12 protein-coding genes are annotated in these 13,159 nt (G+C 59.0%); 6 read left to right on the forward strand and 6 right to left on the reverse strand.

The genetic code is table 11. The annotated features are described in order from the left end of the window. Position 1: 1 nt before the first annotated feature. The 4 genes from PhaeoP97_RS15035 to PhaeoP97_RS15050 all read right to left on the reverse strand — a co-directional run bounded on the left by PhaeoP97_RS15035 (position 2) and on the right by PhaeoP97_RS15050 (position 6,389). Entirely contained in the window at positions 2–3,394 is a 3,393-nt protein-coding gene (locus tag PhaeoP97_RS15035) for an efflux RND transporter permease subunit (protein WP_072505762.1), read from the reverse strand. A gap of 5 nt (positions 3,395–3,399) precedes the next feature. Next, entirely contained in the window at positions 3,400–4,875 is a 1,476-nt protein-coding gene (locus tag PhaeoP97_RS15040; protein WP_072505763.1) for an efflux RND transporter periplasmic adaptor subunit, read from the reverse strand. A 135-nt stretch (positions 4,876–5,010) separates the two neighbouring features. Next, entirely contained in the window at positions 5,011–5,553 is a 543-nt protein-coding gene (moaB, locus tag PhaeoP97_RS15045) for a molybdenum cofactor biosynthesis protein B (RefSeq protein ID WP_072505764.1), read from the reverse strand. A 77-nt stretch (positions 5,554–5,630) separates the two neighbouring features. Next, positions 5,631–6,389: a uracil-DNA glycosylase gene (locus PhaeoP97_RS15050; RefSeq protein WP_072505765.1), complete on the reverse strand. Its 759-nt coding sequence runs from the start codon at positions 6,387–6,389 to the stop codon at positions 5,631–5,633. Between the two features lie 207 nt (positions 6,390–6,596). Here PhaeoP97_RS15050 and PhaeoP97_RS15055 point away from each other — a divergent pair, with 207 nt between their 5' ends. The 6 genes from PhaeoP97_RS15055 (at position 6,597) to PhaeoP97_RS15080 (ending at position 11,200) form a co-directional block, all read left to right on the forward strand. Continuing rightward, the gene (locus PhaeoP97_RS15055; protein ID WP_192849716.1) at positions 6,597–7,556 is read left to right on the forward strand and encodes an aspartate carbamoyltransferase catalytic subunit; all 960 of its coding nucleotides are present in this window, start codon (positions 6,597–6,599) and stop codon (positions 7,554–7,556) included. A 4-nt stretch (positions 7,557–7,560) separates the two neighbouring features. Continuing rightward, complete coding sequence (locus PhaeoP97_RS15060) at positions 7,561–8,115, forward strand: hypothetical protein (protein WP_072505767.1); 555 nt, start codon at positions 7,561–7,563, stop codon at positions 8,113–8,115. A gap of 1 nt (position 8,116) precedes the next feature. Then, positions 8,117–8,524 carry a hypothetical protein gene (locus PhaeoP97_RS15065; protein WP_072505768.1) on the forward strand — a complete coding sequence of 136 codons (408 nt, stop codon included), beginning with the start codon at positions 8,117–8,119 and terminating at the stop codon, positions 8,522–8,524. Beyond that, complete coding sequence (gene pyrC, locus PhaeoP97_RS15070; protein ID WP_072505769.1) at positions 8,521–9,831, forward strand: dihydroorotase; 1,311 nt, start codon at positions 8,521–8,523, stop codon at positions 9,829–9,831. Before PhaeoP97_RS15065 ends, pyrC begins: the two co-directional genes overlap by 4 nt. Further along, complete coding sequence (gene plsY / locus PhaeoP97_RS15075) at positions 9,831–10,436, forward strand: glycerol-3-phosphate 1-O-acyltransferase PlsY (RefSeq protein ID WP_072505770.1); 606 nt, start codon at positions 9,831–9,833, stop codon at positions 10,434–10,436. Before pyrC ends, plsY begins: the two co-directional genes overlap by 1 nt. 290 nt (positions 10,437–10,726) lie before the next feature. Next, positions 10,727–11,200 (forward strand): YHS domain-containing (seleno)protein, encoded by a 474-nt coding sequence (locus PhaeoP97_RS15080; RefSeq protein ID WP_072505771.1) that lies wholly within the window; start codon positions 10,727–10,729, stop codon positions 11,198–11,200. A 97-nt stretch (positions 11,201–11,297) separates the two neighbouring features. On the opposite strand, the gene PhaeoP97_RS15085 is transcribed toward PhaeoP97_RS15080, so the two are convergent. Then, the gene (locus PhaeoP97_RS15085) at positions 11,298–11,552 is read right to left on the reverse strand and encodes a hypothetical protein (RefSeq protein WP_072505772.1); all 255 of its coding nucleotides are present in this window, start codon (positions 11,550–11,552) and stop codon (positions 11,298–11,300) included. 214 nt (positions 11,553–11,766) lie between these two features. Then, positions 11,767–13,137 carry a glutamate--cysteine ligase gene (locus PhaeoP97_RS15090; protein WP_072505773.1) on the reverse strand — a complete coding sequence of 457 codons (1,371 nt, stop codon included), beginning with the start codon at positions 13,135–13,137 and terminating at the stop codon, positions 11,767–11,769. Between the last annotated feature and the right edge of the window lie 22 nt (positions 13,138–13,159).

Here is a 13,159-nt window from a genome sequence, read left to right on the forward strand (position 1 = left end):
CTTAGACTCGACGCGCGCGCTTCGCCGTCAAACGACCAAGCAGGTAGCCCCCCAACGTTAATACCAGCGCGCCAAACAGGAAAAGCAGACCACCCGCCCTCACCGGATCCATATCAGCAAGAGCAGGCAGCAGGCTGCTAAGGATCGGGTGCACCACACCTGTTGCCATCGCATAACCAAGCGACAGCCCCAACCAGGTCACCTGCGCCCCACCCAGCCCGAAGGTCAGCCAGCGCAGATCACCCGCCTTCTGACGCGTCGCCCGACGTAAGGCGGCAAAGGGTCGCGCCACATCCGCCTGAACCGCAATCAACGCTGGCACGACCAACAGCACAAGGAACATCCCAAAACCAAGGCCATAGACCAGCGTGATCACCGTGGGTTTCAGAAACTGCGCCTGTTGGGAGCTTTCATACATCAGCGGTGCCAACCCAAGAACGGTGGTCAAAGTTGTGAGCATCACCGGCCGCAACCGATCCGCTGCGCCATCTATAATCGACGGGATCAGCCCGCGCTCTTCGGCATATTCATCTATGGTGGTCACCAATACAATGGAATCGTTGATAATGATCCCTGTCATCCCAAGCAGGCCAACCACCGTGAACATCGACAGCGGCACCTCCCACAGGTAGTGACCCCAAATCGTCCCGACCAAACCAAAGGGAATGATCGCCATCACCACCAAGGGGCGCGTCCAGCTGGCAAAAATCCACGACAGCACAAGGTAGATCCCTGTCAGGCACAGGATCAGCCCGGTACGCGCATCATTTAAAAAGTCGTTTTCCTGCTCGCTCAGCCCGGACAATCGCCAATCCACCTGCCTCTCACTGGCGATATTGGGCAGAATCTCGTCCTCCAGCGCTGTCACGATGGCTTCGGCACGGGTTGGGTCATCCTCGGATATATCGCCTGTAACGCTGATCACCCGCACGCCGTTTTCCCGCCGGACTGTCGAAAACCCGGTACGCTGTGTCACCGACACGATATCTGCAAGCGGCAAGTAGATCCCCGCCGGGCTGCGCATCAAAGTACGCTCCAGGAAATCCGCCGTCAGTTCACCCTCGGGCAGTTCCACCCGGATCGCCGCACTGCGCGGTCCATCGGGATAGGTCGCCGCCTCAATCCCGTTCAAACGCGCCCGCAAGGCCCGCCCAAGAGTCGCAACCGTGAAATCCAGCGCCCGTCCCTGCGGCGTCAGTTCCAGAACCAGCTCTTCCTTGTCATACGCCAGATTATCCTCAACCGCCGAAACTTCTGAATACCGGGTCAGCGCTGTTTTGAGATCTTCCGAAGCCGCTTTCAACACGTCCACAGCAGCACCACTGAACTCTACGTCCAGCGCATCGCCGCCCGGCCCGGATCGCCAGCCACGGAACGACAGCGTTTCGGCCAGCGGATGCCGCACCACGCTGTCCTGCAAGGCCGCCACAAAGGCAAAACTGGAATAGGGTCGCAAATCCGCATCGATCAGTTCGATAGAAATACCACCGAGAAGATCACGGTCCTTGGTGTCGACGCCCGCCAACCCGCGTCCAGCATTGCCGCCAACCTCTGCCATTACAAAATCAATCGGATTGCGCCCGTAGCGCTCTTCATATTCGGCACCAAGCGCATTCACAGAGCGCTGCATTTCGCGCATCATGGCCAGCGTATCGTCACGGTCCGCCCCTTCGCTCATGGCGAAATTACCGGTGACAGATCCCCGTTCCGGCGCGTTGAAAAACCGCCATTTGACCTCACCACCGATGAACAGTGCCATCTGGCTGGCCAGGATAACCAGCGCCCCAGCCAGCACGACATATCGGCCCCGCACCACCAGCGCCATGAGCGGGCGGAACAGATGATCACGCACTTTGCGAAAGCCGCGATTGACCACGCGGCTGGGCAGGTCATACCAGTGTTCCTTGGCACTATGGGCAAGCGCATGGGACAGGTGATTGGGCAGAATCAGGAAGCATTCGATCAGCGAGGCGGCCAACACAGCAATCACCGTCAATGGGATGTCGCGGATCAGATCGCCAAAGCGACCACCAATCGATACCAACCCAAAAAAGGCAATCACCGTGGTCAGCGTCGCCGCAAAAACCGGCATCGCCATGCGTCGCGCAGCGTTCTCGGCGGCAACAACAGGGTGCTCCCCTAGGCGGCGCGCACGAAAATCGGCGTGTTCCCCAACCACGATCGCGTCGTCCACCACAATGCCCAGCGTGATGATCAACCCAAAAAGGCTGATCATATTGATGGTCAGCCCAGCCATGTACATCAGCGCCACGGCCGCAAACATCGCCGCTGGTATACCTGCCGCCACCCAGAACGCTATGCGCGCATTGAGAAACAAAAACAAGAGCGCCAGAACCAATCCCAGCCCCATCAACCCATTGTCGAGCAGGATATCCAGACGTCCGGAAATGGCCTCGGCCCGCGTTCGTATCAGCGCCGCGCTGACCCCTTCAGGCAGGCTCGCCTGCATCTCCTGCACGACATCTTCGACCTGGTGCTGAATATTAATGGCGTCGCCCTGATCCGAACGATCTATCCGGATCGACATTGCCGGGTTTTCGCCCACAAAATACGACCGGTTGCGATCAACGCCCTCAACCCGGATTTGCGCAACATCGCCAATTGTCAGCGCCGACCCATCGGCGTTGGTTCGCAATACAATACCCGCCAGTTCCTCGGGGGTGCGTTTTTCGCTGCCGGTACGGATACGGGCATTGGCACGGCTTACATCACCGGCAGGATTGGCATCCACTTCTGCGGCGATGGCGGCGGCAATATCACTCATGGCGATGTCATGGGCGATCAGGCTGGCAGAGCGCACCTCCACCATAGTCTGCGGAGCGGCCACACCTCGAATGGTGGTTCGGGTGACGCCGACCTCAAACAGACGGGTGATCAGCTCATCCGCAAACAGCCCCAGCTGCCGCGGCGCAACTGGACCGGTGATGACCACATCTGTAACCCTATCGCGCCACGCACCGCGACGTACGTCTGGATCTTCGGCGTCTTCGGGCAGGGTTGTCACGCCGTCCACGGCGGCCTGCACGTCATCCGCAGCGCGTGCCATATCCCAGCCAGGTTCGAAATCCAGCGAAATACTTGCGCTGCCTTCTCGTGATGTCGCGCTGGAACTTTCGACACCATCCACAGCCAAGAGCGCAGGCTCAAGCGCCTGTATGATCGCACTGTCGATATCTTCCGGGCCTGCCCCCTCCCATTCCACAGAGACCGAGACCCGATCAATAATCACGTCAGGAAAGAACTGCGCCCGCATATTGGGAATTGCTGCGGCACCCAAAACCAGCAGTAAAACGAGCAACAGGTTCGAAAGCGTGCGGTGGCGTGTAAAATAGCTCAGAATACCGCCGGCGGATTTAGGGAGACTCCGCAGCATGGTGCCTAGCCTCCCATCCGAGTTTCAATGCGGTTGACCAGACGCATCGGCACCTTGGCTTCGGCAAGCTGTGCCAGCATTCGCGCCTTGACTGCATCGGGCATTCCAGTGTGGCCCTCGACCATAGCGACCAGTTTGGCACGATGGTCATCACTTAATTCAATCAGCTCTGCCTCTGCCGATGCGGTGGTATCCCCCTTTGCGACCTCTGCGCCCTGCCGAATTGGGCGAACCTTGATCCCGGCCCCAAGCAGCGGCGTCCGTCCGGTGACAACCTCCCGGCCCTCCAGCCGCTCCCCACGCAGGAGCACATCATCACCCTGGCGACGCACCAGTATTACCGGCAGGTCCTCCAATCGGTTGTCATCGCCCAGCACCAGCACCGTGCCGTCTGAACCAAGCGCCGAGGAGGGTAACCTTGCGACGTCAGCGACAATCGGTTCTTCGACGTGGACGGTGACAAAGTCACCGGGTTTGAACCCCGGTGCGGGGTTCAGCCGTGCGTAGATCAACCGACCAGCAAGCCCTTCGCCCGCCGCGCCACTGTCGCGCACAGCAGTTCCAGATGCCTTTAACGCTGCCCCACTCGCGTCCAGCGTGACCTCAACCGGCGCTGACAGCAGCTTTCCCTGCGCATCCAGCAGGCGGGCGTATTGAACCGTCGACACTCGAAACGCGACATCCAGCCGGGCTGGGTCAACCAGATCCGCCAGCTTTTCATTGGCTGAAACCAACCGTCCCTCGACAAGGTTGACCGACTGCAAAGTGCCATCAAAACCCGCAATGATCGTGGTATCGGCGAGATTGCGGCGGGCATCTTCCAGCGTGATGTCTTCCCGCGCCAGACGGGTGGCGGCTTGATCAATGCGCGCTTCGGCGAGTGAGACTGCCTGACGACGCGAGATCACCGATTGGCGCGCCTGCGCCGCGGCAAGCTCGGCCACCTCGACCGTAGCTGCGGACCCGACGCCACGGCGCGCCAAATCTTGCTGGCGCTCCAGCGCGCGAATGCGCAACTGCGCCTGATCCTCGGCCGCTGCCAGTTCGTCCTGCGCCAACGCCAGACCCCGCCGCGCTTCGCGTGTTTCCGCCTCTGCATCCATCATATCGGCCTCGACACGCTGCAACGCAGCCTGTGCATCCGCCGGATCAATCTGCACCAGCAAGGTTCCGGCAGTAACGTAGCCGCCCTCCTCAAACTCGGGTGCAAGTTGCAGCACACGACCAGCAGCAGCCGTGCGTAGTTCCAACCTGCGGCGACTTTCTATGCGGCCAAACGCGGTCAGACGGGGTTGAACCGATTTCAGCTCGGCGCGCTCTACATTGACCGCGAAAACACGCTCCTGTGCAGGGGGGGCTTTGCGCTCATCTCCCAGCCGACTTTGCACGGCTGACACCACCATCTGCACAGCAACAAGCAGCAGCGCTGCCGTAAGCGCCGCCAGAAATACTCCGATCACCGTCTGCCGCAAAAAGCGCATTCTTTATCCCTTAGTCGCCAATCAAGCCGCCAACAACACCCTTGAGCGTGTCAAAACACCCGTCTGCAAAGACGCCGGATTACCAGCTCTTACAAACCAATACGACATTACACGCAGTCACGGATCATTTCCGTCTCACTTTCGGCGCAAATGTTCATCAAGCCGCGGTATGATTTCCACAAAATTGCAGGGCCGATGCCGGTAGTCGAGCTGCTTCACGAGGATTTCATCCCAGGCATCCTTGCAGGCACCGGGACTGCCGGGCAGCGCAAAGAGATAGGTACCACCGGCAACGCCGCCCGTCGCGCGGGACTGCACCGCCGAGGTGCCGATTTTCTGCATCGACACAATGGTAAAAACGGTACCAAAGGCGTCGATTTCCTTTTCATAGACATCGCGATGCGCCTCAACGGTGACATCGCGGCCAGTCAGCCCGGTGCCCCCGGTCGAGATCACCACATCAATCTCCGGATTTGCGATCCAATCCCGCAGTTGTGCAGAAATCTCCGCCCGCTCATCCGGCAAGATCTTCCGATCCGCAAGGATATGCCCCGCCGACATCAGTCGATCCACGAGCACTTGGCCTGACCTGTCCTCGGACAATGAACGGCTGTCGGAAACGGTCAGGACCGCAATGCGAACCGGAATAAAGTCTTTGCTGTCGTCAAGTCGCGCCATTGCATTAGCCCTTATCTGCAATCTCTGATGAGTTGGATAACGCGACGAACACGTCGCGGCCACCTTGGTAATAGGGATCAGCCCGCCAACAACCGCGCCTTGATCTCCAGCAGATCAGCCCATGCCGCTCGTTTCTGAGTAGGCTGGCGTAGCAGATAAGCCGGATGAAACATCGGCATCACCGGCGTGCCCAGCGCCTCACCCCAAGTACCGCGAAGGCGGGTAATCCCCCGTTTTCCCAATAGCGCCTCGCAGCTGATATTGCCCATGGCGATCAGCAAATCCGGTTTAGCCAGTTCAATATGGCGTTCCAGAAAGGGCCCCATCATGGCAACTTCCACCGGCAGCGGATCACGGTTCTGTGGCGGCCGCCACGGCAGTACATTGGTAATATAGACGTTTTCCTGACGTGACAGCCCAATGGCCGCCAGCATCCGGTCCAGCAATTGACCCGCACGGCCAACAAACGGCTTGCCTGCGATATCCTCATCGCGGCCGGGGGCTTCGCCCACCACCATGACACGCGCGCCGGGTTGGCCGTCCGCAAACACCAAAGAGCGCGCGCCCTTTTTCAGATCGCAATGTTCAAACTGCCCCAACGCCCGGTGCAGGCCGCCCAAATCAACCGCGTCTTTTGCCATTTGGCGGGCGACGGCGACGGGATCGACGTCTTTGGGTTTGACCGGCTCCGCTGCGGCAGGCGACACCATTTTAGGAAGCCTTGCCTGCAATTCATAGCGATTAACCGGCGTCTCACAGATTGCATCCGTCGCGCCCAGTTCGATCTGCCATGCCAAAAGCGCCTGCGCGCTGTGATAATCCAATGCCGATTCCATGACCCCAAGCTACTCTGCCCTGCGACAGAGCAAAACACCTGCTTTGCGCGTTGAGAAAATCCTGCGTACCTTCCTTTGATCGCGATCCTTGACCCAAGCTCTGACACAGGCTCTGGCGCGGCTTGCCGGAACCAGCGACGCTGCCTATAAGGACGCCAAACATCGCGGAGCCAGCCCATGTCCAATGCCCCAACGTCGATTGATCCGATGGCCTTTTCGCAACGGCATCTTCTGGGCATTGAACAGCTGAAACCACATGAGATCACCGCGATCCTTGACCTTGCCGACAGCTACGCTGAACTGAACCGCCGCCCTGAAAAACATGCGGACGCGCTGTCAGGGCTGACCCAGATCAACATGTTCTTTGAAAACTCCACCCGCACGCAAGCAAGTTTCGAGATTGCAGGCAAGCGTTTGGGCGCTGATGTGATGAACATGGCCATGCAGGCAAGTTCGATAAAAAAAGGCGAAACCCTGATCGACACGGCCATGACACTGAATGCGATGCACCCCGACCTTCTTGTCGTGCGTCATCCGCATTCTGGTGCGGTAGATCTATTGGCACAAAAAGTGAATTGCGCGGTGCTGAACGCGGGCGATGGACGGCACGAGCACCCCACTCAAGCACTGCTGGACGCCCTGACCATCCGCCGCGCCAAAGGTCGGTTGCACCGGTTGAATATCGCGATCTGTGGCGATGTCGCGCACAGCCGCGTAGCTCGGTCCAATCTGATCCTTCTGGGCAAGATGGAAAACCGCATTCGCCTGATTGGCCCGCCGACACTGGTGCCCGGCCATTTTGCCGACTTCGGCGCCGAGATCTACGATGACATGCGCGAGGGCCTGAAAGACGTGGATGTCGTCATGATGCTGCGCCTCCAGAAAGAACGCATGGACGGCGGCTTTATCCCGTCGGAACGCGAATACTATCACCGCTACGGGCTGGACGCCGACAAATTGGCGCTGGCCAAACCCGACGCTATTGTGATGCACCCCGGTCCGATGAACCGGGGGGTCGAGATCGACGGCACTCTGGCCGATGACATCAACCGCTCTGTGATTCAGGAACAGGTGGAAATGGGCGTTGCCGTGCGTATGGCGGTCATGGACTTGCTGGCCCAAAATCTTCGCACCGCGCGCCAAACTGCCGCCGCGAGGCTGGCCTGAGCAAATGGCAGAGCTAGCACAAGCCTTGGTCATACCTGCGGGTGAACAGCGCGTGATCCATGTCTTTGATCTCAACATGCGCGCTGAACAAGCACGTTTTCTGCGTGAACCGGGTGCATTGGCTCAGGTTCTTGGGGTTGACGAGATTGACCTAGACCATGTCGAGATTTTCCCCATCAGCGACCTGGAGGGGCTCGGGCTTCGTGGTTATCTGCGCGACGGCTGTGGCATCAGCCCCGAACAACTGGCAGCTGACGCTCAGGCTTTGGCTGCGGTTGAAGACTATGTGTTGCTGCTGCGGTCGCGCGCACTGCGGGGCAAGGAAACCCAGCTGACACCGGCCAGCCAGATCCGTCATATCGGTGACTACCATGAAGCCGGAGCCGACTGGAGCAGCCTGCCGACGAACCCCGCAGAAACGCCAGAGAGCGCAAAACTCTACTCCGCCCAACGCCCCTCTCCCCGAGCAGCCCGTTCACGCGCGCGGCGCATCGGAGCGGCGATCTTTGCGGTGGTCATCGCGTTGATCCTGCTTGTTGTTCTGATGCTGGCAACCTGAGATGGCTGAAACTTCGTTCCCCCCCGACCGCCTAGCCTATTGGCGCAGCCACGCGTGGCTGGCCGTACTCGCCATGGTTGGCGCCATGGCCATTCTCTGGCTGATGGGAAACCCACATGTCTGGACCGGCGCAATCGGCGGGCTGGCCGCCATAGGAATGCGCGGCGGCTATCTGGCGTCCTATGAGATGACGCGTGTCTGGTCGCTGACTGCCGCCGCCATTGTCGGCCCCGACCAGCAGCAGATCCCGTTGAAAAATATCTCCGAGGTCAACCAGCTGGGCAGCTCTGTGCAGATTGTCACCCATGACGGCCATAAACATCTGATCAAATATCAACCTACCCCCGCCAGAACCCGTCAGACAATTGAGACCGCCCTATCCACCCTGCCCGAGAGATCCAGCGTATGACCACCCTCTTCACGAACGCCCGCCTGATCGACCCCGAAGCCGGAACTGATAATCTAGGCGCAATTCTGGTGCAGCACGGGCGGATTACCGCGGTTGAAAGAAATGTCACTCCCCCTGACCAATTGTTTCGCACGCGAAACATTAGGGCAGAGGATGTGACCCTAGTCGACTGTGGTGGCAAGTGCCTCGCACCGGGTATCGTTGATATCGGCGTCAAGGTCTGTGAACCTGGTGAACGCCACAAAGAAAGCTATAAATCCGCAGGTCTGGCGGCTGCCGCGGGTGGTGTCACCACAATGGTGACACGCCCCGACACGACGCCTGTGATCGACAGCCCGGAAACGCTGGAATTTGTCACCCGCCGCGCACAGGCCGACACCGCCGTCAACGTTCTGCCCATGGCTGCCCTGACCAAGGGGCGCGAAGGCCGTGAGATGACCGAAATCGGGTTTCTCATGGATGCGGGAGCCGTCGCCTTTTCGGACTGCGACCATGTTGTCGCCAATACCAAAGTGTTTTCCCGTGCCCTATCTTATGCCCGCAGCTGCGGCGCGTTGGTGATTGCGCACCCACAAGAACCAGTGTTGAGCAAAGGGGCGGCGGCGACATCGGGCAAATTTGCAACCTTGCGCGGACTGCCTGCCGTGACTCCGATGGCAGAGCGTATGGGGCTGGACCGCGATATTGCCCTTCTGGAGATGACAGGGGCGCGCTACCACGCTGACCAGATCACCACCGCCCGCGCCCTGCCTGCGCTGCAACGGGCCAAGGCCAACGGGCTCGATATTACCGCTGGAACGTCGATCCATCATCTGACCTTGAACGAGCTGGACGTTGCCGACTACCGCACCTTCTTTAAGGTAAAGCCGCCGCTGCGATCAGAAGAGGACCGGCTTGCGGTGATCGACGCGGTCCGCAGCGGTCTCATCGACGTGATCTCGTCCATGCACACACCACAGGATGAGGAAAGCAAACGCCTGCCGTTTGAGGAAGCCGCAGCGGGAGCCGTGGCTATGGAAACACTGCTGCCTGCGGCTTTGCGTCTGTATCACAATGAACAGCTTGACCTGCCGACGCTGTTCCGCGCCATGTCGCTGACACCGGCAAGACGGCTTGGCCTGGACTGCGGACGGCTGACCGCAGGCGCCCCTGCGGACCTGGTGCTGTTCGACGCCGATCAACCTTTTATCATGGATCGCTTTGCGCTTCAGTCGAAATCACAGAACACACCGTTTGACGGCCAGCGGATGCAAGGTAGGGTGCTGGCAACTTATGTGGCCGGTGAACCGGTCTATCGGAGAGACTGATGCCGCCAATTGACACCGCTGTTCCGCTGTTGCTGCTCTGGGCCGTGATCGGCTATGGCTTCGGGTCCATTCCGTTTGGGCTGCTGCTGACCCGTATCATGGGACTCGGCAATCTGCGCGACATCGGGTCGGGGAATATCGGCACCACGAATGTGCTGCGCACCGGGTCGAAAAAAGCCGCCGCGCTGACGCTCTTGCTGGACGGCGGCAAGGGCGCTGTTGCCGTGCTACTGGCCCGCGCTTTCGCCGGGGAGGATGCCGCACAGCTGGCTGGTCTGACTGCGTTTCTGGGGCATTGCTTCCCGATTTGGCTGCGTTTTCAAGGCGGCAAAGGTGTCGCCACCTTCCTAGGCCTGATGTTAGCGCTGGCCTGGCCCGTTGGCGTTGCCTGTTGTCTAACTTGGCTGGCAACCGCTTATTTCAGCAAGATTTCCTCGATGGGCGCGATCATGTCGGCGGTGGCAGCTCCCTTTTGGTGCTTGCTGCTGGGCGCCCCGGCGACCGCCGTGCTCGCATCTGTTCTGGCCGCCCTCATTCTGTTGCGACACAAGGAAAACATCCTGCGTCTGCGCTTGGGCACCGAGCCCAAGATCGGCCAGAAATAGCTGCCCTACCTAGACATCCAGCTGTTTCACCATGGGCCCTCATCCAAAGCGGATGGGGGCTTTTTTATTCGCGAGGCGTAGTCACGGGAATGTGGCACAGCGTCTGCGCAGAATAGCTGTGCGCCAATACACAAACAAAAGGAGTTGTTTTGAACGTGATCAACAGACCGCCCATATCTGTTCCATGACCAGGACGGTCATTTTTCAACAATCGCATTTTTATGACGTAACGCTTTGATCACTCCAACTCCGGATGCCCAGGCATCCAAAAAATCGAAAGGTTCATACCGATGAACACTGTAAAATCCATCCTTGGTAGTATCGCCCTCTCCGTTACTCTCGCAACCTCAGCACTGGCAGCAGGCGTAGACATCAATGCCTCATCTACCGGTCTGGCGATGCAGGGATATGACCCTGTCGCCTATTTCAACGCCGGTGAAGCGACCAAAGGCTCCTACAAGGTGACCGCGACCCACGAAGATGCCACATATTGGTTCACCACCGAAGAGAACAAAGCCCTGTTTGAAGCAACTCCAGATGCCTATATCCCGGCTTACGGCGGCTACTGCGCCTTTGGTGCCGCGATGGGCTTCAAGTTCGATGGTGATCCGCATCAATGGAAAATTGTTGACGATGTGCTGTACCTGAACCTGTCGAAAGACATTCAGGAACGCTGGGTGTCCGATATCCCAGGCTACATCGAAAAAGCCGATGTGAACTGGGATGAGATCGCTGACGCTGAACCGGCGGAGCTGCTGCAGTAAGCCTGTAACGGCAGATCCAAATCGCAGATGGGCGGCAGGATATCCTGCCGCCCATTCTGTTCTTGCCTCAGAGGGGACAGTCCCTCCGCGCAGGATATTACTTCGAGGCCAGCCGTTCGACCGCCTCGGCCGTGCGCTTGGTGTCGTTGTAAATCCCCAGCGCCAGATCGAGCGAGCCGGCGATCAGGATCACATAAAGAGTGCCCACAACTAGCACACCGAGTGCCGCGAGGATACCGCCGCCGCCCGGTTGCATGGTTGCCAGGACCGCGCCGCCGACAACTGCGAGCAGCAGCAGCACAACGTCGACACCAACCAGTTTCTCAAATGCAGAAATAGATAAGTTGTCCATATCAATATCTTTCTGAGCTATAGACTTCGCGTTCTTCTAGGGGGGCGAAATCGAGGGAATAAGTTCACAATTAGTATAAAAATCAATCATTTAGCGCAGAGAGAGAGCCTACCAACGTCCGTAAAACCAGTCGAGAACTCGCCGGTGTTGCCTGTAAAAAAAGGGCGCTTTTACAGCGCCCTTTGAGTGGTCTCAGCCTTGTGCCATATAGGTCTCAGTAGCTGTATTCAGAATAGATCCGGCTCAGATCACCGTTCCAGTCACCGGCGTAACGCTCCAACAGCTCATCCGCCGGGACTTTGCCAGTTTCGATACTGTCTTTCAGTGCATTCAGGAAATGAGTTTCATCCGGCACCAGCCCCCCGGCCCCGCCGCGCGCGCGGGATTTGAGACCCGCCTCAGAGATTGCCACCACTTCGCGCGCCAGATCATGCATTTTGATGTTGCCGACTTGCGCTTGCAGCCCCTGCTCCGACGCTGCGACACGCAGGGCCTCGCGGGTTTCGGCATTCCACCCCTTTGCCAAATCCCAGGCCGCATCAAGGCTGGATTGGTCATACATCAGGCCGACCCAGAAAGCCGGCAGCGCACATAGGCGACGCCATGGACCACCATCCGCCCCACGCATTTCCATGTATTTCTTGATCCGCGCTTCGGGGAAGGCGGTGGTCAGATGATCAGCCCAGTCGCTCAGGGTGGGGGTTTGCCCTGGCAACGCGGGCAGTTCTCCCTTGAGGAAGGCGCGGAAGGACATGCCAAGCGCGTCGATATACTCACCGTCGCGGTAGACGAAATACATCGGCACATTGAGCGCGTATTCGACCCAACGTTCGAACCCGAAACCCTCGTCAAAGACAAAAGGCACCATGCCGGTCCGGTCCGCATCCAGATCGCGCCAAACGCGCGAGCGCCAGGATTTGTGGTTGTTCGGCTCGCCCTCAAGGAAGGGCGAATTGGCAAAGAGAGCTGTTGCGACGGGCTGCAGCGCGATGGCCACGCGCATTTTCTGCACCATGTCCGCCTCGGATCCGAAGTCGAGATTGACCTGAACGGTACAAGTCCGGCGCATCATGGTGCGGCCCATAGTGCCGACCTTGCCCATATAGGCATCCATCAGCTTGTAGCGACCCTTGGGCATCAATGGCATTTCTTCGTGGGACCAGATCGGAGCCGCCCCCAGACCGATGAAACCGACGCCGATTTCATCGGCGATATCCTTTACCTCGCGTAGGTGGGTGTTCACCTCGTCACAGGTTTCATGGATTGTCTCCAATGGGGCTCCAGAGAGTTCCAGCGCGCCACCTGGTTCCAGCGAAACATTGGCGCCATCTTTTTCAAGACCGATCAAGTGGCCACCTTCACGCACCTCGGACCAGCCATGACGGTCGCGCAACCCCTCAAGAACGGCCACAATAGAGCGCGTGCCTTCAAACGGCAGCGGCTTCAGCGAGTCCTTGCAATAGCCGAATTTCTCATGCTCAGTGCCGATGCGCCATTGGTCACGGGGCTTGCAGCCAGAGGCGAGATATTCAGCCAGTTGTTCGTGACGTTCGATCGGCCCACCGCCGGATTGAGGGATAGACATCTGGGGCTCTCCGTAAGGTTGA

The sequence above is a fragment of the Phaeobacter porticola genome, from assembly GCF_001888185.1.
Lineage (GTDB): Bacteria > Pseudomonadota > Alphaproteobacteria > Rhodobacterales > Rhodobacteraceae > Phaeobacter > Phaeobacter porticola.